This window comes from Caulobacter sp. (assembly GCF_039596335.1).
GTDB lineage: Bacteria > Pseudomonadota > Alphaproteobacteria > Caulobacterales > Caulobacteraceae > Caulobacter.
This window is the reverse complement of record NZ_JBCNJZ010000002.1, coordinates 18,836-43,411: the sequence shown is the minus strand read 5'-3', so window position 1 is coordinate 43,411 and position 24,576 is coordinate 18,836. Positions and strand designations below refer to the sequence as shown.

Below are 24,576 nucleotides of genomic sequence, written 5' to 3'. Positions count from 1 at the left end.
CGTTCCGACCGTGTCCCGGCAACCTCCCATCCGCATCGGCGCGCGCGGCTCCAAGCTCTCCCTGGCCCAGTCGGGCCTGATGCAGGCGCGCATCGCCGCCGCGCTCGGCGCCCCCGAAGGCGCGTCGAAGGACGAGATCGAGGCCTTCGCGCCCCTGATCCCGATCGTCACCACCGGCGACCGCATCCAGGACCGCCGCCTGATGGAGATCGGCGGCAAGGGCCTCTTCACCAAGGAGATCGAGGAAGCCCTGTTGGACGGCCGCATCGACTGCGCCGTCCACTCGCTGAAGGACATGCCGGCCGAACTGCCGCCGGGCCTGATCCTGGCCGCTACGCCCGAGCGAGAAGACCCACGCGACGCCTTCATCAGCCACGTCTGCGAGCGGTTGGAAGACCTCCCCAAGGGCGCGCGTCTGGGCACCGCGTCCTTGCGTCGCCAGGCTCAGGCCCTGCACGTGCGGCCCGACCTCGAGATCGTCATGCTGCGCGGCAATGTCGACACCCGCCTGGCCAAGCTGGAGCGTGGCGAGGCCGACGCCATCCTGCTGGCTCAGTCCGGCCTGAACCGCCTGGGCCTGGGTCACATCACCAAGAGCTGGCTTGACCCCGTGGCCTGCCCGCCGGCCCCCGGCCAGGGCGCCCTGGTCATCGAGACCCGGCTGGAGGACGCCCACGCTCCCTGGCTGCAGGCCGTCAGCTGCCGCAAGACCACCATCGCCGTCGCCGCCGAGCGCGGGGCGCTTTTCGCCCTGGAAGGTTCGTGCCGCACCGCCATCGGCGCTCGCGCGGTGCTGGAGGGCGCGCACCTGTCCATCATCGTCGAGGCCCTGACCCCCGACGGCGCCCAGCGCTTCCGTCGCGAGGGCGAAGTCGCCCTGAACGGCGCCGACGACATCGGCGAGGCCCGGGCCCTGGGCCTGAAGCTGGGCGCGGAAGTCCGCGAGGCCGGCGGCGACGCGATCGTCCTGCCGGAATAGACCATGGAAGCAGGCGCGCCGGTCTGGATCACCCGCGCCCGTCCTGGCGCCGAGGCCACGGCCGAACGCGTGCAGGCCCTGGGCTTCACGCCCCTCATCGACCCGCTGCTGGCGGTCGCGGCGCTGGACGTCGAGATTGACCTGGACCACGTCGCCGCCCTGGCCTTCACCAGCGCCAACGGGGTCGAGGCCTTCGCCCGCTTGCACGACGCCCGCTTCCTGCCGGTCTTCGCCGTTGGGCGCGCCACGGCCCGGGCGGCCGAGACCTTGGGCTTTCGCAGCGTCTCCAGCGCCGACGGCGATGTCGAGGACCTGGCCCGCCTGGTCGTCGGCGCGGCCGGCGGTCCGGTGCTGTGGGCCGGGGCCAAGGAACCGGCCGGAGACCTTGTCGGGATGCTCCGCGAATGCGGGGTGATGGCGCACGGGATCGCGGTCTACGAAACGGTCGAGCGCGCGCCGGCCAAGGCGACCCTGACGACGGCGACGACGGTGTTGCTGCACTCGCCGCGCGCGGCCCGCGGATTGGCGGCGATCTTGGCCGAGCGACCCGCGCCGAACCTGCGCGTCCTGTGCCTTTCCAAGGCCGTCGCCGCGCCGCTGGCGGGCCTGGTCGAACCGGGGTCTGTGGCCGTCGCGCCGCGTCCCGACGAATCCGCGATGCTGGAGCTGCTTACAGCTTGAGCGCGACATTGCGCGGCGCAGCGGCCTCAGGCACGAATGGAGCATGACCGCCGCTCCCGATCCCGCTGAAATCGTCGCGCCCAGCGATCCGGCGCTCTACGCCCGTCGCCGCGTGCTGGGGCCCGGGGTTTGGGTCTGGCTGATCCTCTGCGTGCTGTGCATCGGCCTGGGCGCCGGCGTCGCCCATTTCGGGCCGGCCCTGTTCAAGAGCGGCCCCGCCGAAGGTTCGGTCTCGGCCCAGCCCAGCTCCCGCCCGGTCGCCGAGCGCCTGGCTCCCGGCTCGGCCCTGCCGGTCGAGACCGGCGAGACAGCCTTGGCCGCGCCGGCCGCCGATGTCGAGCGTCTGGACGAGCGAATCACAGCCCTGGAGTCGGGCCAGCGTGGGGTGACCGACGCCGCGGCCGCCGCCCTGGCCGCCTCGACCCTGGCCGAAGCCGCCGGGACCTCGCGTCCGTTCGCCGCCGAGCTGGCCCGGCTGGAGCGGGTGCTGCCCGGCTCGCCGAACCTGCGGGCGCTGGAACCGCTGTCGCGTACCGGAGCGCCGACGCGCGCCGGCCTGGCCGTGCAGTTCGGCAACCTGGCCGGCCGCGCCGCCAGCGCCTCGCGCGATCCGGGGGCTGAGGCTGACCTCTTCGCCCGCATCCGCTATGCGCTTTCCAGCATCGTCTCGATCCGCCATGTCGGCTCGACGAAGGGCACGACGCCGGACGCCATGCTGGCCCGCGCCCAGGCGCTGCTGGACGAGGGTGATATCGAGGGCGCGGTCGCCGCCCTGGACCCGCTGCCCGACGCCGCCCGCGACGTGCTGGGCCCGTGGTTCGCCGCCGCCAGCCGCCGCATCGAGATCGACCGCCAAGTGGCGGCCGTGCGCACCGAGGCCTTGGCGGGCCTGGCCCGCGTCGCCCGGGCCGGCGTCTGATGACCCGCGTCGCCTTCGCCCTCTTCCTGGTTGCCGCCGTCGCCGTGGGGGTCCTGGCCCTGACCGGCGAACCGGGTCGCGCCTGGCTGGAGTGGATGGGCTGGCGCATCGAGATGACCGCCGCCGCCGCGGCCCTGCTGACCCTGGCCTCGGCCCTGCTGTTCACCCTGCTGTGGCGGGGCGTGATCTGGATCGTCGAGGCCCCCCGCCGCGCCACCCGCGCGCGCGCCGAGGCCAAGCGCAAGCAGGCGATCGAAGCTCTGTCGCGCGGCTTTCTCGCCGTGGCCGCCGGTGATGGTTCGGAGGCCCGCCGCCTGGCCCAGAAGTCGGCTGAGCTAGCCGAGGACGCCCCGGCCCTGGTTCGCGTCCTGGCCGCCCAGGCCGCCGAAGCCGCCGGTGACACGGCCGCGGCCAAGAGCGCCTACAACGCCATGCTGGGCTTTCCCGAGATGCGCCTAGCGGGCTTACGCGGCCTGATGCAGACCGAACTGGCCGAGGGCGACAAGGCCGCTGCTGTGCGTCACGCTGAGACTGCCTACGGCCTGGCCCGCACCGCCCGCTGGGCCTGGCTGGCCCTCTTGGAAGCCAAGCTGGAAGCCGGCGACTGGGCCGCCGCCCTGGACCTGGTCAAGAGCGCCCTGGACCGCAAGATCGTCTCGCCGGTCGTGGCCGAGCGCAGCCGCGCCGCCCTGTTGGCCGCCTCGGCCGCCAGCCTGGAGGAGGCCGACCCGGCCGCCCGCGCCCAGGCCCTGGACTTCGCCGTCCAGTCCGTGAAGCTGAAGCCCGACTTCGCCCCCGGCGTGGTCATGGCCGCGCGCCTGCTGGCCGATGACGGCAAGGGCGCAAAGGCCGGCGCCCTGATCGAGACCGCCTGGAAGGCTCAGCCGCATCCGGCCTTGTGGCTGGCCTATCGCGACCTGAAGACCAACGAGACCCCCAAGGCCCGCGCCCAGCGCCTGGCGGCTCTGGCGGCGATGAAGCCCGAGGCGCGCGAAAGCCGCATTCTGCGCGTCGAGAGCGCCCTGATCGGCGGCGATCCGGTGGCCGCCCGCGCCGCCGCGCGGCTGCTGGACGAGGAGGCTCCGACTGCCCGCTTCGCCGGCCTGATGGCCCGCGTCGCCGCCGCCAACGGCCAGGGCGACGAGGCCCGCGCCTGGGTCGCCCAGGGCCTGGAGGCGCCGCAGGAACCCGACTGGTCCGACCTCGACCCCGAAGGCCGCGCCTTCGCCTATCAGCGCGAGGACTGGGCCCGCCTGGCGGTCAGCTATGCCGAGACCGGCCAGCTGATCCATCCGCGCCACGAGCGTCGTGAGCGGACGATGAACGACCTGCCAGAACTGCCCTCGGCCTATGCCGACTACGCCAAGTCGACGCCGTTCATCCATGCGGCCGAGACCGGCGGGGCCCTGATGCCGGTGCCCGATGACCCTGGGCTGTATGACGCGCCGCCGATTTCCGACCCGCCGGACGGCCCGCTCGGCGGCGGTCCGGCGCCCCGTCGCAATTCAGGTGCAAGACGGCGCTTGGCAAGTGGCTCGCGTCCCGCTAAGTAGGCGCTCCTCGCGGTCGGACCACGGTCCGAAGCGACGTGGGCCGCTTTAGCTCAGCTGGTAGAGCACATCATTCGTAATGATGGGGTCAGGTGTTCGAGTCACCTAAGCGGCACCACTTCTTCTCCCTCCAAGATCGATAGCCATCCGGGCGCTCGCCCCAGGATCGACTTCGTGCGCCGTACTCTATTGCGGGTTGCGGGGGTTTGGAGACGCGTATGACCGTCAAGCCGATCCTTCTCGCCTGCCTGGTCGCCCTCGCGCCGGTCGCGGCGCAGGCCCAGTACCAGATGCTGAGCCCGATGCTCTATTACGGGCCGGTCAAGAGCTACCAGGACCATGCCAACGCCCAGGAGGCCGGGCGAGAGCGCCGCGCGGCCGCGCCCGTGGAGGCCGGCTCGCTGACCTATCGTCCCGACCTGGAGCGCCGCCGCGCCAACCTGGCTCAGTTTGTCGCCAAGAGCCGCAAGGCTGATCCGGCTGCCGCCGCGAGCCTGGAGGCGCTGTTCGCCCAGGGCGACATCATCGAGATGACCGGTCAGGCGCTGAGCCCGTACGGCCTGCGCGTCGACAACCCGGCCGACGCCTATACTATCTGGTGGACCACCGCCTGGCAGGCGACGCGCGGCAGCAACGACGACGTCAGCCCGGCCACGGTCAAGGCCGTGCGCGCCAGACGGCCCAGGCCTTGGGCGGCAAGGCTATCCTGGTAGGCGCCGGCGATCCCGTGAGGCAGGAGCTGACCGAATCGCTGCTGATCCAGACGTTGCTGATCGACGCCGCCGTCGACCAGGCCAAGACGGATGCGGCGTAGATGAAGAAGGTCGGCGCGGCGGTGAACCAGGGCGCCCAGGGCATGGGGCTGGACCTGATGCGGTTGAACCTGACCGAGACCGGGTTTTCGCCGCTTTAGAGCGGCAACCGGGGCCGTGCGGAACCGTTGAAGTCTCGAAGGAGTACCCGCATGCCCAAGAGCGTCGACAACGACACCGCCCTCGAAGAAGTCATGACCTTCCTGGACGCCCCGCCCGAGCCCGGCAGCGCCGACGACGACCGGTTCGGCGAGCGGCTGAGGCAGGTGATCGCCGCGTCGATCCCGCTGGACGAGGGCGACGATCTCCAGGATGCGCCGACCCTGCAGCTGGACGACACGTTCCGCAGCCGCCTGGAGAAAGTGGCCCGCGAGCGCGGCGGAAACTACTTCGGCGACCATCCCGACGGCATCGGCCCGACCCTGGGCATGGACGTCTCCAAGGCCTAGTCGTCCCAACCTGGCCGCTTCTTCTTGCGGCCCAGGGCGAAGATGCCGGGGTAGGGGCCTTTGCCCACGCGGTAGAGGCACCATTCGTCGTCCTTGGAGCAGTCGCCGTCGAATGCCGCCTTCTTGGACGGGTCGATGGCGGCATACATCGGAGCGGTGCGAGAGCGCTCGCCGGCAGCTTCGGCGCAGGCGGCTTTCTGATCGCGATTGAGGCCGGCGGTCTTCGGATTCCGGCAGCCCAGGCTTTCGCGCAGCGCCTCGCGCGTTTCATCGCTTTGCTCGACCAGTTTGCGGGCCGTGAAGCCGGGCGGGGCGATGATGCCGCGTGGAGCGGGCGATGGCTTGACCACGGGTGAGAGCGTCGGGGGCGCTGGCGGAGATCGGGTTGCGACCTTGGCGATGGGCGCTGGAGCAGTCGGTGCGGACCTCGCCACCGGCGGATGCATCAGCAGGGCCTCAATGACCGGCGGCTCAACCAGCCGCGGCGCCGGATGAACGCCGGCGATCAGGGCCAGCAGCACCAGCGCGTGGACCACCACGACCGCGCCCAGCGCGACGAGGTTGCGCCGCAACGCCCGACGCGAGCGACGTCGCCAGGTTCCAGTGGCGATCGCCGGGGTCATCGTCTCTCCAGGCGCTGCGGCGCCCGGTGGAGGTAGGCGGGGGATGGGGCGCGAGCGTGGCTTTACGGGACAACAAAAAGGCCCGGCGGTGACGCCGGGCCTTCCGTTGTTTCAGTCTTGCAAAGCTTGGCCTTAGGCGGCTTCGGCCTTCGCCTTGCCGCCGAAGCGGCCGTAGAAGGTCTCGCCCTTTTCGGCCATCTCGCGCAGCAGGGCCGGCGGGGTGAACCGCGTGCCGAACTTCTGGGCCAGGGCGTCGAGGGTCTCGACGAAGGCCTTGGCGCCGACGCCGTCGATCAGGCTGATTGGGCCGCCGGTCCAGGGCGCGAAGCCCCAGCCCAGGATGGCGCCGACATCGGCCTCGCGCGGGTCGGTGATGACGCCTTCCTCGAAGCAGCGGGCGGCTTCGACAGCCTGGCGGTACAGCAGGCGGGTGCGGATCTCCTGGATCAGCGCCTGGTCGGCGTCGGCGGTGGTCACCGGCGCCAGATCGGCGAGGCCCTTCCAGATCGTCTTCTGGCCGCCTTCCGGATAGTCGTAGAAGCCCTTGCCGTTCTTGCGGCCCAGGCGGCCCAGCTCGACGACCATCTTTTCCAGGACCGGCGCGAACGGACGCTCCTCGTACTTGTCGCCGAGGTCCTTCTTGGTCTGCTCGCCGATCTTGTAGGAGAGGTCCAGCGCGACGTCGTCGTTCATCTCCAGCGGGCCGCGCGGCATGCCCGTGGCGCGGCCGACGTTGTCGATGATGGCGGGTGCGATGCCCTCGGCCATCATCTCCAGGCCTTCCTGCACGAAGGTGCCGAAGCAGCGCGAGGTGTAGAAGCCGCGGCTGTCGTTGACGACGATCGGGGTCTTCTTGATCTTCAGGACGTAGTCGATCGACTTGGCCAGGGCCTCGTCGGACGTCTCTTCGCCCATGATGATCTCGACCAGGCCCATCTTGTCGACCGGCGAGAAGAAGTGGATGCCGATGAAGTTCTTGGGACGCACCGACGCCTTGGCAAGGCCGGTGATCGGCAGGGTCGAGGTGTTGGAGCCGAAGATGGCGGTCTCGGCCAGCTGGGCCTCGGCCTTCTTGGTGACGTCGGCCTTGACGTCGCGGTTCTCGAACACCGCCTCGATGACCAGGTCGCTGCCTTTGACCAGGTCATAGTCGGTGGTCGGAGTGATCAGGGCCAGGACGGCGTCGCCCTTCTCCTGGGTCATCTTTCCGCGCGAAATGGCCTTCTTCACCAGGCCTTCGGCATAGGCCTTGCCCTTGTCGGCGGCTTCTTGCGACTGGTCGATCAGCACGGTCTCGATGCCGGCCATGGCTTGGACATAGGCCACGCCCGCGCCCATCATGCCGGCGCCCAGGACGGCGACCTTCTTGGCTTCCGAGGGGGCGAAGCCCGCCGGACGACCCGCGCCCTTGCCCAGCTCTTGCAGGCTGAGGAACAGGGTGCGGATCATGCCCTTGGCCTGAGGCGACATCATCGTCTTCAGGAAGTAGCGGGTCTCGATGCGGATGGCCGCGTCGAACGGCACCTGGGTGCCCTCATAGACCGCCTTCAGGATGTTCAGCTGGGCGGGGTAATTGCCATAGGTCTGCTTGCGCAGCATGGCGTTGCCCATGATGAAGACCTGGCTGCCGGTCGGGGTGTAGGGCCCGCCGCCCGGGAGCTTGAAGTCCTTCTTGTCCCACGGGGCGACCGGATCGCCCTTGGTCTTGATCCAGGTCTTGGCGGCTTCCACGACCTGATCGGCCGGGACGACCTCGTGCACGACCTTCAGGGCCAGGGCCTCGGCCGGCTTCATCGACTTGCCTTCCAGCAGGTACGGCGCAGCGGCCATCACGCCCACCAGGCGCGGCAGGCGCTGGGTGCCGCCGGCGCCCGGCAACAGGCCGACCTTGGCTTCCGGCAGGGCCAGCTGAATCTTCGGATGGTCGGCGACCACGCGATAGTGGCATGCCAGGGCGATCTCGAGACCGCCGCCCATGGCCAGGCCGTTGATCGCGGCGGCCACCGGCTTGCCGCAGGTTTCCAGGGCGCGGAACGCCTTGTTGAGCGCGAAGCCGGCTTCGAAGGCGGCCTTCAGGCCTTCTTCGCCCGAACCCGCGCCGCCGATACCGCCCGAACCGCCCAGTTCACCGAGGTCCGCGCCGGCGCAGAAGCCGGTGGTCTTGCCCGAGGTGATCACAGCGCCCTTGATGGCGGCGTCCGACTTGATGGTCTCGACCACCTCGCCGATTTCCTTGATGACCGAAGCGGTCAGGGTGTTCATCGAGCGGCCGGGCACGTCGAAGGTGACCAGGGCCACGCCGTCGGAATCGACCTCGATCTTGAAGTTTTCCATGGTGCTAGCTCCTAGGTCTTAGACGCGTTCGATGACGGTGGCGGTGCCCATGCCGGCGCCGACGCACAGGGTGATCAGGGCGGTTTCCTTGTCCGAGCGTTCCAGCTCGTCCAGGACGGTGCCCAGGATCATGGCGCCGGTGGCGCCCAGCGGGTGGCCCATGGCGATGGCGCCGCCGTTCACGTTCATCTTCTCGTGCGGGATATCCAGGGCCTGCATCATGCGCAGCACGACCGAGGCGAAGGCTTCGTTCAGCTCGTAGAGGTCAATGTCGCCGACCTCCATGCCCAGCTTCTTCAGCAGCTTCTCGGAGACCAGCGAGGGGCCGGTCAGCATGATCGAGGGTTCCGAGCCGATCGAGGCCGCGCCCTTGATGCGGGCGCGGGCCTTGAGACCCAGGGCCTCGCCCATTTCCTTGGTGCCGATCAGGACGCCGGCGGCGCCGTCGACGATGCCCGAGCTGTTGCCGGCGTGGTGGACGTGGTTGACCTTCTCCACCTGCGGATAGCGCTGGGTGACCACCGCATCGAAAGCCATCTCGCCCATGCCCGTGAACGACGGGTTCAGGGCGGCCAGGGTCTGCATGGTGGTGGCGCCGCGCACGGTCTCGTCATGGGCCAGCAGGGTCAGGCCCAGCTGGTCCTTCACCGGCACGACCGACTTGGAAAAGCGGTTGTCGGCCCAGGCGGCCGCGGCGCGCTTCTGGCTCTCGACGGCGTAGGCGTCGACGTCGTCGCGGCTGAAGCCGTACAGGGTGGCGATCAGATCGGCCGAGACGCCCTGCGGGGCGAAATAGGTCTTGAAGGCCGAGGACGGGTCGGTCGGCCAGGCGCCGCCGTCGCTGCCCATGGGCACGCGGCTCATGCTCTCGACGCCGCCGCCGATGGCCAGGCCCGCTTCGCCCGAAGCGACCTTGGCCGCGGCCATGTTCACGGCTTCCAGGCCCGAGGCGCAGAAGCGGTTGATCTGCACGCCGGCGACGCTCTCGGCGTAGTCGGCGGTCAAGACGGCGGTGCGGGCGATGTCGCTGCCTTGCTCGCCGACGGGCGAGACGCAGCCCAGGACGACGTCGTCGACCTTGCTGGTGTCCAGGCCGTTGCGGTCGCGCAGGGCTTCCAGGACCTGGGTGGCCAGGGACAGGGCGGTGGTCTCGTGCAGCGAGCCGTCCTTCTTGCCCTTGCCGCGCGGCGTGCGCACGGCGTCGAAGATGTAAGCGTCAGCCATGGACTGGCTCCTTCCTGCGAAGCGATGGTCTTATGTTTGTCTAGCGGGCGGCCGGAGTGGCCTGTCGCTAGGGTCTCCAATTGCCGATCGGATAGGTCCCGATCGGCTTGCAGATCAGGCCGCGGGCCGAAGCCTGGGCGCTGTAGTAGACGCGCTTGCCGAACGCCGGTGCCGGCAGCGTGCAGGCGGTGAAGCCCGAGGTCGTGACCTCCAGGCGCCACTCGGCGATCTTGGAGCGCAGCAGGGTGTGGCACACGTCGGCCTTGGGCTTCAGCGGCAGCTTGAAGGCGCCCGGCTGGGGCCGCTTGCCGACCAGTTCGCCCGAGAAGGTCAGGGGGCGCGGGCCCGGCACGGCGCGCACGCAGACGACGGCCGAGCGGTCATTGTCCGCGGCGGCCGGCGGGGGCGGAGGCTTGGGGCCGCTCTGCAGGCCGGCCAGCAGGGCGACCAGGGTCAGGCTCGTGACGGCGGAAGTGATCACAGCGTCCTCGCGATCAGGATTTTCATGATCTCGTTGGTGCCGCCGTAGATGCGCTGGATGCGGCTGTCCTTGTACATGCGCGCGATCGGGTACTCGTTCATGAAGCCGTAGCCGCCGAACAGCTGCAGGCAGCGATCGACGATCTTGCCCTCGAGATCGGTGACCCAGTACTTGGCCATCGAGGCGGTGGCGGCGTCCAGCTTGCCATCCAGGTGCTGGCCGATGCAGTGGTTGACGAAGACCCGGGCGACCGTCGCCTCGGTCTTGCACTCGGCCAGGACGAACTGGGTGTTCTGGAAATCGATGACCGCCTTGCCGAACGCCTTGCGGTCCTTGACGTAGGCGATGGTCAGTTCCAGCGCGCGTTCGATGGTCGCCATGCCCTGCACGGCGATGTTCAGCCGCTCCTGCGGCAACTGGCCCATCAGCTGGAAGAAGCCCTGGCCCTCGTCGGTCCCCAGCAGGTTCTCGGTCGGGATCTTCACGTCGTTGAAGAACAGCTCGGACGTGTCCTGGGCTTCCTGGCCCAGCTTGTCGAGGTTGCGGCCGCGCTCGAAACCCCCCTCCTTGCTCTCTACGCCGTCGGTCTCGACGATCAGCAGGGACGTCCCGCGCGCCCCGGCGGTTGGATCGGTCTTGGCCACGACGATGATCAGATTGGCCGTCTGGCCATTGGTGATGAAGGTCTTGGAGCCGTTGATGACGTACTGGTTGCCGGCCTTCTTGGCGGTGGTCTTGATGCCTTGCAGGTCTGAACCGGCGCCCGGCTCGGTCATGGCGATGGCGCCGACCAGCTCGCCGGTGGCCAGGCGCGGCAGCCAGCGCTGCTTCTGCTCTTCGGTGCCGTAGTGGAAGATGTACGGCATGATGATGGCGTTGTGCAGGCTGGCGCCGAAGCCGTCGACGCCCTTAAGCCCCAGCTGCTCCATGAGCACGACCTCGTGACGATAGTCGCCGCCGGCCCCACCGTATTCCTCGGGCGTGGAAAGGCCGAGCAGTCCGGCCTCTCCCGCCTTGGTCCACATGTCGCGATCGACGCAGTGGTTCTTGCGCCAGGTCGCGACCTTGGCTTCAGGCGCGTGCTCATCGAAGAACTTGCCCACCGCGTCCGCAAAGATCGCGATGTCTTCCTCGGCCATGAAAGCCGGTTTTTCGACGTTGAGCACGCTCATGATCAGAAAGCCTCCGCGGGCAGCGCCATCAGGGTCGCCGAACCCGTCTTCAACTTGGCGAGGTGTGCCGCCGCGTCAGGCAAGATGCGTTCGATGAAATAGCGACCGGTGGTCAGCTTGGTCGTGAAGAACGGGTCCGACGAGCCGGCGGCGATCTTGGCGTTGGCCGCCTTGGCCATCAGCGCCCACATGTAGGCCAGGCCCGTCAGGCCGAAGAGGTGCATGTAGTCGGTCGAGGCCGCGCCGGCGTTGTCGGGGTTCTGCAGGCCGTTCTGCATCAGCCACATGGTGCCGTCCTGCAGCTGGGCCTTCACGCCCGACAGGGCGTCGATGAACGGCTTCAGCTCGGCGTCGGCGTCGTTCTCGCCGATGAACTGGTCGACTTCCTGGAAGAAGGTCATGACCGCGCGGCCGCCCTTGGCCGCCAGCTTGCGGCCGACCAGATCCAGGGCCTGCACGCCGTTGGTGCCTTCGTAGATCAGGGCGATGCGGCAGTCGCGCATGAACTGGCTGACCGGGAAGTGCTCGGTGAATCCGCTGCCGCCGTGGACCTGCACCGCGTTGGAGCAGACCTCGAAGCCCTTGTCGGTCAGGTAGCCTTTCAGCACCGGCGTCATCAGGCCCATGTAGTCGGCCGACTTCTCGCGCACCGCCGCGTCCGGGTGGACGTGCGACAGGTCGCCGTGCAGGGCGGTCCAGAACAGGAAGGCGCGGCCGCCCTCGATCAGGGCCTTGCTCTCCAGCAGCATGCGGCGAACGTCGGGGTGGACGATGATCGGATCGGCCGGGCCTTCGGCGTTCTTCGGGCCCGTCAGCGAGCGGCCCTGCAGGCGGTCCTTGGCGAAGGCGACGGCGGCCTGATAGGCGGCCTCGCCCTGGGCCACGCCCTGCATGCCGACGCCCAGGCGGGCCTCGTTCATCATGACGAACATGATCTTCAGGCCGGCGTTTTCCTCGCCGATCAGATAGCCCTCGGCGTCGTCGTACTGCATGACGCAGGTGGCGTTGCCGTGGATGCCCATCTTCTCTTCCAGGCCCACGCACTTGACGCCCTGGTTACGGTCGCCGACCGAGCCGTCGTCCTTGGGGAAGAACTTCGGCACGATGAAGAGCGAGATACCCTTCACGCCGGCCGGGGCGCCCTCGATGCGGGCCAGCACCAGGTGGATGATGTTGTCCGACATGTCGTGCTCGCCGGCGCTGATCCAGATCTTCTGGCCGGTGATCTTGTAGCTGCCGTCGGCCTGCGGGACCGCTTTGGTGCGCAGCAAGCCCAGGTCCGTGCCGCAATGCGGCTCGGTCAGGTTCATGGTGCCGGTCCACTCGCCGGTGACCATCTTGGGCAGGTAGGTCTGCTTCTGCTCGTCCGTGCCGCCGGTGTGAATGGCCGAATAGGCGCCGTGCGCCAGGCCCGGATACATCGAGAACGCCATGTTGGCCGAGCTCGACATCTCGCTGAAGGCCAGGTTGACGACGTGCGGCAGGCCCTGGCCGCCATAGGCCGGGTCCGAACCCAGGCCGGTCCAGCCGCCTTCGCACAGCTGCTTGTAGGCATCCTTGAAGCCGGGGGGCGTGGTGACGACGTTGGTCGCCGGGTCCAGCTTGCAGCCGTTCTTGTCGCCGACCGTGTTCAGCGGGGCCAGGACCTCGCCGGTGAACTGGGCCGCGGCCTCCAGGATCTGCTCGACGGTCTCGAACGGCGCGTCCGAGAAGCCGGGCAGGGCGCCATGCTGATCGATGTTGAGCACGTCGCGCAGGATGAAGGCGTGATCGCGAACGGGCGGCTGATAGGTCATGGGCAGTCCTGGATCGGTCGGGGGAGGAAACGGCTAGAGGGGCGACCGGCTTCCGTCTGGACGGAAACCGGCGCTGACAAAGTGTGTCTTACTTGCCCAGCATCGCTTCGCTGTGACCGTCCAGGCGGGCGCGCAGCACCTGCTCGTAGTCGGCCGCGCGTGGCAGCAGGTCGGGGCGAATTTCGGTCAGGCGACGCTCCAGGCGATTGCACGCCTCGCGCAGCTCGATCAGGGCGTTGTCGATGTCGTCGCGCTGTTGCTCCAGGGCGTTGGCGCGTTCGCGGAACTTCTTCAGCGAGCGGGCCATCTGCGCCGCGCCCTCGTCGTTCTCGTCGTAGAGGTCCAGCAGTTCGCGGATCTCGGTCAGCGACAGGCCCACGCGCTTGCCGCGCAGGATCAGCTGCAGGCGGACGCGGTCCTTGTGCGAATAGACCCGGTTCAGACCTTCGCGGGCCGGATTGAGCAGGCCCTTGTCCTCGTAGAAGCGAAGGGCGCGCGGCGTGGCTTTGAATTCGTTGCAGAGCTGGCGGATCGTAAAGGTCCGCTCGGGGCGACGCAGGTCGGCCATGGTTGGAAACCTCCCAATGAAGAGGGCCTGGCTACCGCGGCCGGGCCGCTTTGTTATCGGCGATCACCCTAAACCCGATCTGGAGCGAGCGTCAACGCTTACGTAAACGTCAACTTTAGCGCGGTTGATAGGTTTACTTTCCTAGACCTTAGGGCGTAGCTTCACGGGGAAGGCCGTTCCAAGGAGAGCCTCATGGCGACCCTCTCTCACGGCGAAATCTGGCGCGCGATCGACGCTCTCGCCGAGCGCTTCGACATGACGCCGTCGGCCATGGCCCGGATGGCGGGCCTGGATCCCACCAGCTTCAACCGTTCCAAGCGCGGCTCCGCCGAGACCGACGGCCGCGCGCGTTGGCCCTCGACCGAGAGTCTGGCCAAGCTGCTCGAAGCGACAGGGGTGAATTTCTCAGAGTTCGCCGCCCTGACGGAGCAGGCGACGTTCGCGCCGGCGAGCGCGAGAAAGGCCGCGCCGCTGATCGGTCTGGCTGAGGCGGGGCGCGAGGGGCTGTTCGACGAGGCGGGCGCGCCGGCCGGGGAAGGTTGGGACGAGATTGCTGCGCCGGATCTGGGCGAGGGGCTGTTCGCGCTCGAAGTCACGGGCGACGCGCTGGCGCCGGTCTATCGCGACGGCGACCGCCTGCTGGTCTCGCCCACCGTGGAGCCGCGCAAGGGCGACCGCGTGGTGGCCAAGACGAGCGCCGGCGAGATCCTGGTGCGCGAACTGGGACGGGTCACGGCCCGGACGATCGAGCTGACGCCATTAGGCGGTCGTGGCGAGGAGCGCCTGCTCGCCCGCGACGACGTCGCCTGGGTCGGCCGGATCGTCTGGGTCAGCCAGTAGGGGTCAGGTGCGCGGGCAGCTGGCGTGGCTGTCCAGCAGCCAGGCGATCAGCGGGCCGGCCGAGGGATCCTCGCACGAGACGTCCAGGCGATAGGACGCCCAGGTGTCGTTGTGAGCCGCCTCGACGTGCGCGTCGGGGAACTGCTGGACGATGCCGCCGAGCAGGGAATCGAATTCCTGACGGTCGGTGGGACGCAGAGTGAACGAAGCCATGAGAATAACCTTGAGGTTTAAATCTTGGTTCTGATGGTCGTAAGCCTAGACTCCGAAGGGCGGACAAACCCTTAACCACGAATTCAGACTTCGTTCATTTTGCGAGGCATGGTGTCGCAGCGCGCGAAAGCTTTGCCCAGCCACCCGTCGTCATCCCGCGCCTTGTGCGCGGGACCCATGGTTCAGCTTACACGTGAGAGCGTTCTTCCGCTCCGCACCTGCGGCGGACGGATGGGTCCCGCGCACAAGGCGCGGGATGACGGGGCAGGGGCGGTGGTTAGCCCAACTTCTCTTCGATCAGGGCGATGGTCCGGTCGATCCCGAAGATCGCCGCGAACGAGCCGAAGCGCGGGCCCTGGCTCTGGCCCAGCAGGACCTCGTACAGGGCCTGGAACCAGGCGCGCAGCGGGTCGAAGCTGTGGGTCTTGCCCACTTCGAACACCTCGTTCTGGATCAGCTCGGCGTCCTGCGTTCCGGCCGGCATAGCCTTCAGCTTGGCCAGCAGGTCCAGGATCGCCGCGCGCTCCTGATCGGTCGGGGCGCGGAAGGACTTCGTCGGTTTGACGAAGTCCTCGTAGTAGTTGATCGCGTAGCCGGCCAGGCGGTCCAGCAGCGGCTGGGTCTCGGCGCTGGCGCCCGGGATGTAGCGCGACAGGAAGCCCCAGAGGATCTCCTTGGTCGAGGCGTCGGCGGCCGACACCAGGTTCAGCATCAGGCTGAACGACACCGGCGAGCCATATTGCGGCGGACGGCTCGCGTGGATGTGCCACACCGGGTTGTCCAGCTGCTTGGCCGGCTCCTGGCGCTGATAGGCGTCCAGCTGCTGCAGATATTCGTCGGTCGCCTTGGGGATGACGTCGAAATACAGCTTCTTGGCCGACTTGGGGCTCTGGAACATGTAGTACGACAGGCTTTCGGGCGCGCCGTAGCGCAGCCAGTCCTCCATCGACAGGCCGTTGCCCTTGGACTTGGAGATCTTCTGGTTGTTCTCGTCCAGGAAGAGCTCGTAGTTGAAGCCTTCCGGGGGCACGCCGCCCAGGGCCTTGCAGATCGCGCCCGAGGCCTTGACCGAGTCGATCAGGTCCTTGCCCGACATCTCGTAGTCGACGCCCAGGGCGGTCCAGCGCATGGCCCAGTCAGGCTTCCACTGCATCTTCACGTGGCCGCCGGTGACCGGGACCTCGACCTTCGAGCCATCCTCGTCCTCGAAGACGATCGTGCCCTTCTCGACATTGCGCTCCAGGGTCGGGACCTGCAGCACCTTGCCGGTGGTGGGGCTGATGGGCAGGAACGGCGAATAGGTCGCGCGGCGCTCCTCGCCCAGCGTCGGCAGCATGACCTTCTGGATGGCGTCGAAGCGCTCAAGGGCGGTCAGCAGGGTCGCGTCGAACAGGCCGCCCTTGTAGCAGTCGGTCGAGCTGACGAACTCGTATTCGAAACCGAAGCCGTCCAGGAACGCGCGCAGGCGGGCGTTGTTGTGGGCGCCGAAACTGTCGTGGGTGTCGAACGGGTCGCGGACGACCGTCAGCGGCTTGCCCAAGTCCTCGATCAGCGGCTGCTTGTTCTCGATGTTGTCGGGAACCTTGCGCAGGCCGTCCATATCGTCGCTGAAGGCGATCAGGCGGGTCGGGATGTGGTCGTCGACCAGCGCGCGGAAGGCCTGGCGCACCATGGTCGTGCGCGCCACTTCGCCGAACGTGCCCAGGTGCGGCAGGCCCGACGGACCGTAGCCGGTCTCGAAGATCACGGCCTTGGAGAGGGCCGGATAGGCTTTCACCGCCTCGTCCGCCTTGCCGGCGTCGATCAGGGCTTTCGCGGCCTCCTGATCGGCGCGGTCGGGGAGGCGCACGCGCAGGACGCGGGCGATGGTGGCGCGCGCCTGCTCGAACGGCCAGGAGCGGGCTTCGCGGGCGAGGGGGGAAAGGCCTTCAAACATGGCCGCGCGTATAGACCTTGCCTCTCCAACTGTCATCCCGGAAGCCTCGCAGAGGCTATCCGGGACCGCGGCAAGCTCGGCGTTTCCGGCGGTCCCGGCTTTCGCCGGGATGACAGGTTAGGGGATCAGCCCTTCAACGCGCCCGCCACGACCTCGCGGGCCTCGGCCTGGACTTGCTTCAGGTGATCCGGACCCAGGAACGACTCCGCGTAGATCTTGTAGACGTCCTCGGTGCCCGAGGGCCGGGCGGCGAACCAGGCGTTTTCCGTGCAGACCTTCAGGCCGCCGATCGCCTCGCCATTGCCGGGGGCGTTGGTGAGGATATCGCTGATCGGCTCGCCGGCCAGGGTCTTGGCGGCGACGTCGCTGGGGCTGAGCTTGGCCAGGCGGGCCTTCTCTTCCCGCGAGGCCGGGGCGTCGACGCGGGCATAGGCCGGGGCGCCGTACTGCTCGGTCAGGCCGGCATAGAGCTGGCTGGCGCTCTGGCCGGTCTTGGCCTGGATCTCGGCCGCCAGCAGAGCCAGCTGCAGGCCGTCCTTGTCGGTGGTCCACACGCTGCCGTCGTGGCGCAGGAAGGCCGCGCCGGCCGATTCCTCGCCGCCGAAGCCGACCGAGCCGTCCAGCAGACCGGGCACGAAATATTTGAAGCCGACCGGCACTTCGAGCAGGCGGCGGCCCAGGCCCGACACGACGCGGTCGATCATCGACGACGAGACCAGGGTCTTGCCCACGGCGACGTCCGCGCCCCAGCCGGGACGGTTCGAGAACAGGTAGGAGATGGCCGCCGCGAGGTAGTGGTTGGGGTTCATCAGCCCGCCGTCGGGGGTGACGATGCCGTGGCGGTCGGCGTCGGCGTCATTGCCGGTGGCCACGTCATAAGCCGCCCCGCCCTGCATGATCTCGATCAGGTTGGCCATGGCCTTGGGCGACGAGCAGTCCATGCGGATCTTGCCGTCGGTGTCGAGCGGCATGAACGCCCAGCACGGATCGACCGCCTCGTTGACCACGGTCAGGTTCAGCTTGTGGCGCTCGGCCACCGCGCCCCAGTAGGCGACGGCCGCGCCGCCCAGGGGATCGGCGCCGATGCGCACGCCGGCGGCGCGGATGGTCTCTATGTCGATGACGCTGGGCAGGTCGTCGACATAGCGACCCAGGAAGTCGTAGCGGCCGGCGGCCTTCACGGCCTCGTCGAAGCTCACGCGCTTCACGCCCGAGAGGTTCTGGGCCAGCAGCTCATTGGCGCGGGCGGCGATGGCCGAGGTCGCGCTGCTGTCGGCCGGACCGCCGCTGGGGGGATTGTACTTGATGCCGCCGTCGCGCGGTGGGTTGTGCGAGGGGGTCAGCAGCAAACCATCGGCTTGCGCGGTGTTCTCGCGGTTATAGGTCAGGATCGCGTGCGACACGGCCGGGGTCGGGGTGTAGCCGCCTTGCGTGTCGATCAGGGCGGTGACGCCGTTGCCGGCCAGCACTTCCAGCACCGTGCGCCACGACGGCTCGGACAGGCCGTGGGTGTCGCGACCGACGAAGATCGGGCCGGTCACGCCTTGGGCGGCGCGATGCTCGACGACGGCCTGGGTGATGGCCAGGATGTGGTTCTCGTTATAGCCGCCGTCCAGGCTGGAGCCCCGGTGACCCGAGGTGCCGAACACCACCTTCTGGCCGGGATCGGAGACGTCCGGCTTGATCTCGAAATAGGCGCGCAGCAAGGCGTCCAGGTCGATCAGGTCTTCCGGTAGTGCGCGAAGTCCAGCCCGATCGTGCATCAAGATCACCCGTCATGTTTCGTCGCCACAAGGCGAAGCGTCGTCTCTGTAGAGGCTGCGTGTGATGAAGGGAATCTCTTGCGAGGGTTTCGCAGGGAAGAATTTACGGGCATTGGCATGGCTCAATCCCCGGCGTTGGCGATCTCGAAGGCATAGAAATCAAGCGTTTGTCGATTTCTCGCGCCATTCCATCCTCGGCGTTCAGCACGGCCCCATACTTAATCCACCTGACGGCTTGAAAGGGACGTCCGGCCGGCGATCGTGGCGGCTGTCAGGGGTGGTCGAGCGGGTAGCGCTCGTTGGTGCGGGGGGAAACTCCGCAACTGCATCCCTCTGGCGGCGGTCGGCCCTGGAACACAGAAACGATGTGGGATGTCGGGCCAATGAGAGCAGCAGGCGCAGGGTGAAATCATCTGCGCGTTCCGGGACCGGGGTCGTCGCCCCGGCCCGCCCGTCGGGGGCCTCCTTCGGAAGCGGGTTAAGACCCCGCGCGTCGAGGGCTCACCGGATAACGGCTGCGCGGAGCGCTTGGGCTTCGTCGAAACGGTACTTCACTACTCACACTCCGGACGCTGTCCGGGCGCTCCGCTTCCCTTTCTGTGACTTCAGCGAGCGGTCGCGTGAAGCGGCGGACCTGTGTCCAGTCAGATGCTCCCCCGCGATGCGGGGGAGCTGTCACGAAGTGACTGAGGGGGCTAATGCGGCCTGCATCCAGCTCGCCCCCTCCGGCCCTCCGGGCCACCTCCCCCGCAGCGCGGGGGAGGATCTGTTCTCCCCTCCAGATTCCCTGCCCTTGCATCCCAACTTCCCCGCCCGTAACTCCCCATCCATGACCACGGCAAAGATCTGCGGCCTTTCCACCTCCGAAACCGTCAAGGCCGCCTTCGATGGCGGGGCGGCGTTCCTGGGATTCGTGTTCTTCGAGAAGAGCCCGCGCAACGTCGCGCCCGAGGTCGCCGCGCGCCTCATCGAGCCGGTTCGCAACCGCGGGATCAAGACCGTGGCCGTCACGGTCGATCCCGACGACGCCCTGATCGACCGCCTGATGGCCACGATGCGTCCTGACCTGATCCAGGTCCATGGCAAGGAGACGCCCTCGCGGGTCCGCGAGATCGCCGTCCGCGCCGGCGTAGGGGTGATCAAGGCCTTCTCGGTGTCCACCAGCGCCGACGTCGACCAGGCGGGCGCCTTCGATACAGTTGCCGAGCACCTGATGTTCGACGCCAAGCCGGTGGAAGGATCCGCCCTGCCTGGCGGCACCGGCGCAAGGTTCGACTGGGGACTGCTGGCCGGCCGGCGATTTTCTCGCCCGCATTTCTTGGCCGGCGGGCTGGATCCGTGGAACGTGGGCGAGGCCGTGAAGGTCTCCGGAACCCCCATTGTGGACGTTTCTTCTGGCGTGGAGCGCGGTCCGGGCCTAAAGGACCCCGCTCTGATCTCGGCGTTTCTCGACGCCGTCAAACGCGCCTAGCCTTTGGATGAGCTCGTGAACGTCCCCTCCAAGCCCAATGATTGGTCGGCCCAGCCCGACGCCAAGGGCCGCTTCGGCGACTACGGCGGCCTCTATGTGGCCGAGACCCTGATGCCGCTCGTGCTGGAGCTGGACAAGGCCTACACCGAGGCCAAGAACGATCCGGAGTTCCAGAAGGAGCTGAAGGGCTATCTGACCCACTATGTCGGTCGCCCGTCGCCGCTCTATTTCGCCGAACGCCTGTCCAAGCACCTCGGCGGCGCGAAGATCTATTTCAAGCGCGAAGAGCTGAACCACACCGGCGCGCACAAGATCAACAACTGCATGGGCCAGATCCTGCTGGCCCAGCGCATGGGCAAGACCCGGATCATCGCCGAGACCGGCGCCGGCCAGCACGGCGTGGCCTCGGCCACCGTCACCGCTCGCTTCGGCCTGCCCTGCGTGGTGTTCATGGGCGCCGTCGACGTCGCCCGCCAGAAGCCCAATGTCTTCCGCATGAACCTGCTGGGCGCCGAAGTGCGTCCGGTGACCTCGGGGGCTGCGACCCTCAAGGACGCCATGAACGAGGCGATGCGCGACTGGGTCACCAATGTCGACGACACCTATTACATGATCGGCACCGCCGCCGGCCCGCACCCCTATCCGGCCATGGTCCGTGATTTCCAGGCGGTGATCGGGTCGGAGACCCGCGAACAGATCCAGGAAATCGAAGGCCGTCTCCCCGATGCGGTGGTCGCCTGCGTCGGCGGCGGTTCGAACGCCATCGGCATGTTCCACCCGTTCCTGGGCGACGAGAACGTCAAGATCTACGGCGTCGAGGCCTCGGGCCACGGTCTGGACACCGACAAGCACGCTGCCTCGCTGACCGGCGGCCGCCCGGGCGTGCTGCACGGCAACAAGACCTATCTGCTGCAGGACGACGACGGCCAGATCCTGGACGCACACTCGATCTCGGCCGGCCTAGACTATCCGGGCATCGGTCCGGAGCACTCGTTCCTGCACGACATCGGCCGGGCCCAGTACCTGACCTGCACCGACGACGAGGCCCTGAAGGCCTTCCAGCTGTGCGCCGAGCTCGAGGGCATCATTCCCGCCCTGGAAAGCGCCCACGCCCTGGCCAAGCTGCCTCAGCTGGCCAAGGAGATCGGCGAGGGCGGCGTGATCGTGCTGTGCCTGTCGGGCCGGGGCGACAAGGACATCTTCACCGTGGCCGACGCCCTCGGGCGTTCGATCTAGGGATCCCATGACCAAGGACCGTATCGACCGTCGCTTCGCGGCGCTGAAGGCCGAGGGCCGCGCCGCTTTCGTGGCCTATGTCATGGCCGGGGACCCGGACGCGGCGACCGCGCTGGAGATCGTCAAGGGCCTGCCGGCCGCTGGCGCCGACATCATCGAGCTGGGCTTTCCGTTCTCGGACCCGGTGGCCGAGGGCCCGACCATCCAGCGCGCCAGCCAGCGCGCCCTGGTCCAGAAGATGACGCTGAACGGCACGCTGGACATCGTCCGCGCCTTCCGCGAAGGCGACCAAGACACGCCGATCATCCTGATGGGCTATCTGAACCCGCTGGTGAACCGCGGTTTCGAGACCTTCGCCAAGCAAGCCAACGACGCCGGCGTCGATGGCCTGATCGTGGTGGACTGCCCGCCGGAAGAGGCCGATCCGCTGTCGGACGCCCTGGAAGCCGAAGGCCTGTCGCTGATCCGCCTGGCCTCGCCGACCACCGATGACGCGCGCCTGCCGGCCGTGATCCGCCGCACCTCGGGCTTCGTCTATTACGTCTCGGTCGCCGGCGTGACTGGCGTGAAGGAAGCCGATGCGGACGCCGTGGCGCCCGCCGTGGAGCGCATCCGCAAGGCCTCGGGCTTGCCCGTGGCCGTCGGTTTCGGTATCCGCACCGCCGAACGCGCCGCTGCGGTGGCGCGCGTGTCGGACGCCGCTGTCGTGGGCTCGGCCCTGATCGACGAGATCGAGGCGGCGACCAAGTTGAACGAAAACGTGACTGAGAAGGTTCTTCTCAAGGCGTCGGAGCTGGCTAAGGCTGTGCGTTCGGCGCGAGTCGGGACGAAGTGAGGCTCTAAGGCTATGGCTATGGCTGAACCCCAGGACCCGAAAAAGGGCGACAAATCCAAGAGCGGCGACCGTCGTGGCGGCGGCTGGCTGTCGCGCATCGCGCCCGGTGTGCGCGGCGCGTTCGCCAAACGCGAGACGCCCGAGAACCTCTGGGTCAAATGCCCCGATACGGGCGAGATGATCTTCCGCTCCGACCTGGAGGCGGCCCTGTGGGTCACGCCGTCCGGTCGTCACATGCGGATCGGCCCGGAAGCCCGCTTCAAGGCCACCTTCGACGAAGGCCAGTTCGAGGCCCTGCCGACTCCGTCGGTGGTCGAGGACCCGCTGAAGTTCTCGGACGGCAAGCCCTACAAGGACCGCCTGGCCGCGGCCCGCAAGGCGACCGGCGAGCCGGACGCTATGGCCATCGGTTATGGCAAGGTCGGCGGCGTCGACGCCGTGGTGCTGGTTCAGGACTTCGCCTTCATGGGCGGTTCGCTGGGCATGGCTGCCGGCGAAGGCTTCATCGCCGCCGCCAAGGCTGCGCTGGAGCGTGAAGTTCCGCTGATCGCCTACACGGCCGCCGGCGGCGCCCGCATGCAGGAAGGCGCGCTGTCTCTGATGCAGATGGCCCGCACGACCCTGGCCATTAACGAGCTGAAGGACGCGGCCCTGCCCTACGTCGTGGTCCTCACCGACCCGACCACCGGTGGCGTCACCGCCTCCTACGCCATGCTGGGCGACATCCATCTGGCGGAGCCGGGCGCCCTGATCGGCTTCGCCGGTCCGCGCGTCATCGAGCAGACCATCCGCGAGACCCTGCCACCGGGCTTCCAACGTTCGGAATACCTCGTCGAAAAGGGCATGGTCGACCGCGTCACCCACCGCAAGGACCTCCCCCAGGTCCTGGGCTCGCTGCTGGGCACCCTGATGATGGGCCGCAACCGCAAGGCGGCCTGAGGGCCGTCTTGAGCGACCATCTCCGCGCCCATGACGCCGCCCTGGCGCGGCTGCAGGCGCTGCATCCCAAGCTGATCGACCTGTCGCTGGACCGGATGCGGCGGGTGTGCGCCGCCCTGGGCGATCCGCAAGACCGCCTGCCGCCGGTGATCCACGTGGCCGGCACCAACGGCAAGGGCTCGACGGTCGCCTACCTGCGGGCCATGGCCGAGGCGGCGGGCCTGAAGGTCCACGTCTTCACCTCGCCGCACCTGGTCCGCTTCGCCGAGCGCATCCGCCTGGCCGGAACCCTGATCACCGACGAGGACTTGGCCGGCGTGCTGGACCGCGTCGAACAGGCCAATGCCGGCCTGCCGATCACCTTCTTCGAGATCACCACGGCCGCGGCCTTCGTCGCCTTCGCCGAGGTTCCGGCCGACCTCTGCATCGTCGAGGTCGGCCTGGGCGGGATCCTCGACGCCACCAACGTCGTGACGCCCAAGGTCAGCGTCATTGCTCCGGTCGACATCGATCACCGCGAGTTCCTGGGCGACACGCTCGCCAAGATCGCGGTCGAGAAGGCCGGGATCATCAAGCCCGGCGCGCCGACGGTCTCGGCCCGCCAGCAGGAAGACGCCGAGGCCGTGATCGAGGCCGCCGCCGACAAGGCCGGCGTTCCGCTGACCCTGATGGGCCGCGACTTCGACGCCTGGGGCGAGCGCGGCCGACTGTTGGTGCAGATGCAGGACCGCCTGCTGGACCTGCCCGCGCCGTCCTTGCCGGGCGAGCACCAGTTCGCCAATGCCGGCCTGGCCGTCGCGGCGCTGCTAACCCTGGCCGATGACCGGATCGGCGAGGCGGCCATGGGGCAAGGGATCGCCGGCGCCGTCTGGCCCGCCCGCTTCCAGCGCCTGACCGCAGGTCCTCTGGCTGAGCGCGCTAGGGGCACGGATCTCTGGCTGGACGGCGGCCACAATCCGCATGCCGGCCGGGCGGTGGCCCGCGCCGTCGCCGATCTCGCCGCTCGCGACGGCCGGCCCGTCGTGCTGATCGCCGGTCTGCTGGCCAACAAGGACGCCAGCGGCTTCTTCGGCGCCTTCCGGGGCGTGGCGGCCAAGGTCTTCACCGTCACCTTCGAGGGCCACGCCGCCGCCAGCGCCGCGGAGATCGCCGCCGCCGCCGAACTGGCCGGCCTGCGCGCCGCGGCCTGCGACAGCGTCGAGGACGCGCTGGACCGGGCCCTGGCGATCGACCCGGTGCCGCACGTCCTGATCTGCGGCTCGCTCTACCTGGCCGGGGAAATCCTGGCCCTGAGCGAAGAGACCTGGCCGACCTGACAGCAAAACGCCCGCCCCGGACCGACCGGGACGGGCGTTTCGATCTGAGCCTTGAAGGCGGCTTAGGCCGGTTGGACGCCGGCTTCGTTCAGCCATTCCAGGATCTTCTGCTTGGGCATGGCGCCGACCTTCATCGAGGTCATCTGGCCATCGCGGAACAGCATCATGGTCGGGATGCCGCGCACGCCATAGCGCGACGGGGTCGTGGGGCTGTCCTCGATATTGACCTTGGCGACGGTGACGACGTCGGCCAGCTCTTCGGAGATCTGCTCCAGGGCCGGGGCGATCTGCTTACAGGGTCCGCACCACTCGGCCCAGAAGTCCACCAGGACGGGCTTGCTGGCTTGCAGGACGTCGGCTTCGAAGGTGGCGTCAGTCACCGTGACGGTGCTCATGGTCTGCTCCTGTGTGGCGTCACGCGGTCGGCGCGGAGGACGCG

General features: G+C 68.5%; 24 protein-coding genes, 1 tRNA gene and 1 pseudogene. 15 read left to right on the top strand and 11 right to left on the bottom strand.

Translation table 11 applies throughout. The features are described from left to right. The first annotated feature begins 10 nt into the window (after positions 1-10). The 8 genes from hemC (at position 11) to ABDW31_RS04140 (ending at position 5,390) form a co-directional block, all read left to right on the top strand. Positions 11-979: a hydroxymethylbilane synthase gene (gene hemC, locus ABDW31_RS04175; protein ID WP_343698331.1), complete on the top strand. Its 969-nt coding sequence runs from the start codon at positions 11-13 to the stop codon at positions 977-979. Positions 980-982: 3 nt separating this feature from the next. Next, entirely contained in the window at positions 983-1,660 is a 678-nt protein-coding gene (locus tag ABDW31_RS04170; protein ID WP_343698330.1) for a uroporphyrinogen-III synthase, read from the top strand. Between the two features lie 43 nt (positions 1,661-1,703). Further along, positions 1,704-2,579 carry a hypothetical protein gene (locus tag ABDW31_RS04165; RefSeq protein ID WP_343698329.1) on the top strand — a complete coding sequence of 292 codons (876 nt, stop codon included), beginning with the start codon at positions 1,704-1,706 and terminating at the stop codon, positions 2,577-2,579. Next, positions 2,579-4,132, top strand: coding sequence for a heme biosynthesis HemY N-terminal domain-containing protein (locus ABDW31_RS04160; protein WP_343698328.1), 1,554 nt, complete (start codon positions 2,579-2,581; stop codon positions 4,130-4,132). Before ABDW31_RS04165 ends, ABDW31_RS04160 begins: the two co-directional genes overlap by 1 nt. A 39-nt stretch (positions 4,133-4,171) precedes the next feature. Continuing rightward, positions 4,172-4,247, top strand: a tRNA-Thr gene (locus ABDW31_RS04155). Between the two features lie 100 nt (positions 4,248-4,347). Continuing rightward, a complete protein-coding gene (locus tag ABDW31_RS04150) occupies positions 4,348-4,842 on the top strand; it encodes a hypothetical protein (RefSeq protein WP_343698327.1) in 495 nt (164 codons plus the stop codon). Beyond that, positions 4,818-4,943 carry a hypothetical protein gene (locus ABDW31_RS04145; RefSeq protein WP_343698326.1) on the top strand — a complete coding sequence of 42 codons (126 nt, stop codon included), beginning with the start codon at positions 4,818-4,820 and terminating at the stop codon, positions 4,941-4,943. Before ABDW31_RS04150 ends, ABDW31_RS04145 begins: the two co-directional genes overlap by 25 nt. 150 nt (positions 4,944-5,093) lie before the next feature. After that, positions 5,094-5,390 carry a hypothetical protein gene (locus ABDW31_RS04140; protein WP_343698325.1) on the top strand — a complete coding sequence of 99 codons (297 nt, stop codon included), beginning with the start codon at positions 5,094-5,096 and terminating at the stop codon, positions 5,388-5,390. On the opposite strand, the gene ABDW31_RS04135 is transcribed toward ABDW31_RS04140, so the two are convergent. The 7 genes from ABDW31_RS04135 to ABDW31_RS04105 all read right to left on the bottom strand — a co-directional run bounded on the left by ABDW31_RS04135 (position 5,387) and on the right by ABDW31_RS04105 (position 13,588). Beyond that, complete coding sequence (locus tag ABDW31_RS04135; protein ID WP_343698324.1) at positions 5,387-6,013, bottom strand: hypothetical protein; 627 nt, start codon at positions 6,011-6,013, stop codon at positions 5,387-5,389. The two genes, ABDW31_RS04140 and ABDW31_RS04135, sit on opposite strands and share 4 nt — an antisense overlap. A gap of 132 nt (positions 6,014-6,145) precedes the next feature. Then, positions 6,146-8,347: a 3-hydroxyacyl-CoA dehydrogenase NAD-binding domain-containing protein gene (locus ABDW31_RS04130; protein WP_343698323.1), complete on the bottom strand. Its 2,202-nt coding sequence runs from the start codon at positions 8,345-8,347 to the stop codon at positions 6,146-6,148. A gap of 18 nt (positions 8,348-8,365) precedes the next feature. Beyond that, the gene (locus ABDW31_RS04125; protein WP_184714791.1) at positions 8,366-9,571 is read right to left on the bottom strand and encodes an acetyl-CoA C-acetyltransferase; all 1,206 of its coding nucleotides are present in this window, start codon (positions 9,569-9,571) and stop codon (positions 8,366-8,368) included. Between the two features lie 67 nt (positions 9,572-9,638). Continuing rightward, positions 9,639-10,010, bottom strand: coding sequence for a hypothetical protein (locus ABDW31_RS04120; RefSeq protein WP_343698436.1), 372 nt, complete (start codon positions 10,008-10,010; stop codon positions 9,639-9,641). Positions 10,011-10,048: 38 nt separating this feature from the next. Next, positions 10,049-11,224, bottom strand: a complete 1,176-nt coding sequence (locus ABDW31_RS04115) for an acyl-CoA dehydrogenase family protein (RefSeq protein WP_343698322.1) — start codon at positions 11,222-11,224, stop codon at positions 10,049-10,051. A gap of 2 nt (positions 11,225-11,226) precedes the next feature. Beyond that, positions 11,227-13,020 carry an acyl-CoA dehydrogenase C-terminal domain-containing protein gene (locus tag ABDW31_RS04110; RefSeq protein WP_343698321.1) on the bottom strand — a complete coding sequence of 598 codons (1,794 nt, stop codon included), beginning with the start codon at positions 13,018-13,020 and terminating at the stop codon, positions 11,227-11,229. A gap of 88 nt (positions 13,021-13,108) precedes the next feature. Then, complete coding sequence (locus ABDW31_RS04105) at positions 13,109-13,588, bottom strand: MerR family DNA-binding transcriptional regulator (RefSeq protein WP_172266557.1); 480 nt, start codon at positions 13,586-13,588, stop codon at positions 13,109-13,111. A 192-nt stretch (positions 13,589-13,780) separates the two neighbouring features. Between ABDW31_RS04105 and ABDW31_RS04100 the strand changes: the two genes are divergently transcribed. Beyond that, positions 13,781-14,428 (top strand): helix-turn-helix transcriptional regulator, encoded by a 648-nt coding sequence (locus ABDW31_RS04100; RefSeq protein WP_184714785.1) that lies wholly within the window; start codon positions 13,781-13,783, stop codon positions 14,426-14,428. A 3-nt stretch (positions 14,429-14,431) separates the two neighbouring features. On the opposite strand, the gene ABDW31_RS04095 is transcribed toward ABDW31_RS04100, so the two are convergent. Next, complete coding sequence (locus ABDW31_RS04095; protein WP_099581947.1) at positions 14,432-14,641, bottom strand: hypothetical protein; 210 nt, start codon at positions 14,639-14,641, stop codon at positions 14,432-14,434. Positions 14,642-14,818: 177 nt separating this feature from the next. Here ABDW31_RS04095 and ABDW31_RS04090 point away from each other — a divergent pair. After that, positions 14,819-14,902, top strand: a pseudogene (locus ABDW31_RS04090) (hypothetical protein); the annotation flags it as partial. A gap of 16 nt (positions 14,903-14,918) precedes the next feature. Here the strand turns inward: ABDW31_RS04090 and ABDW31_RS04085 are convergent. Together ABDW31_RS04085 and pgm are read right to left on the bottom strand one after the other, a co-directional pair. Continuing rightward, positions 14,919-16,577, bottom strand: coding sequence for a lysine--tRNA ligase (locus ABDW31_RS04085; protein ID WP_343698320.1), 1,659 nt, complete (start codon positions 16,575-16,577; stop codon positions 14,919-14,921). A gap of 125 nt (positions 16,578-16,702) precedes the next feature. Beyond that, entirely contained in the window at positions 16,703-18,343 is a 1,641-nt protein-coding gene (gene pgm, locus ABDW31_RS04080; RefSeq protein ID WP_343698435.1) for a phosphoglucomutase (alpha-D-glucose-1,6-bisphosphate-dependent), read from the bottom strand. Between the two features lie 826 nt (positions 18,344-19,169). Here pgm and ABDW31_RS04075 point away from each other — a divergent pair. Genes ABDW31_RS04075 through ABDW31_RS04055 form a run of 5 tightly spaced genes read left to right on the top strand, consistent with a single transcriptional unit; the run spans position 19,170 to position 24,137 of the window. Continuing rightward, complete coding sequence (locus ABDW31_RS04075) at positions 19,170-19,811, top strand: phosphoribosylanthranilate isomerase (RefSeq protein ID WP_343698319.1); 642 nt, start codon at positions 19,170-19,172, stop codon at positions 19,809-19,811. A gap of 15 nt (positions 19,812-19,826) precedes the next feature. Further along, a complete protein-coding gene (trpB, locus tag ABDW31_RS04070) occupies positions 19,827-21,047 on the top strand; it encodes a tryptophan synthase subunit beta (protein ID WP_184714775.1) in 1,221 nt (406 codons plus the stop codon). A gap of 7 nt (positions 21,048-21,054) precedes the next feature. Then, positions 21,055-21,882: a tryptophan synthase subunit alpha gene (gene trpA / locus ABDW31_RS04065; protein WP_343698318.1), complete on the top strand. Its 828-nt coding sequence runs from the start codon at positions 21,055-21,057 to the stop codon at positions 21,880-21,882. Positions 21,883-21,894: 12 nt separating this feature from the next. Continuing rightward, positions 21,895-22,821: an acetyl-CoA carboxylase carboxyltransferase subunit beta gene (locus ABDW31_RS04060; RefSeq protein WP_343698317.1), complete on the top strand. Its 927-nt coding sequence runs from the start codon at positions 21,895-21,897 to the stop codon at positions 22,819-22,821. Between the two features lie 8 nt (positions 22,822-22,829). Then, the gene (locus ABDW31_RS04055; protein ID WP_343698316.1) at positions 22,830-24,137 is read left to right on the top strand and encodes a folylpolyglutamate synthase/dihydrofolate synthase family protein; all 1,308 of its coding nucleotides are present in this window, start codon (positions 22,830-22,832) and stop codon (positions 24,135-24,137) included. Between the two features lie 62 nt (positions 24,138-24,199). Here the strand turns inward: ABDW31_RS04055 and trxA are convergent, their stop codons facing one another. Further along, positions 24,200-24,532, bottom strand: coding sequence for a thioredoxin (trxA, locus tag ABDW31_RS04050; protein ID WP_172267553.1), 333 nt, complete (start codon positions 24,530-24,532; stop codon positions 24,200-24,202). Between the last annotated feature and the right edge of the window lie 44 nt (positions 24,533-24,576).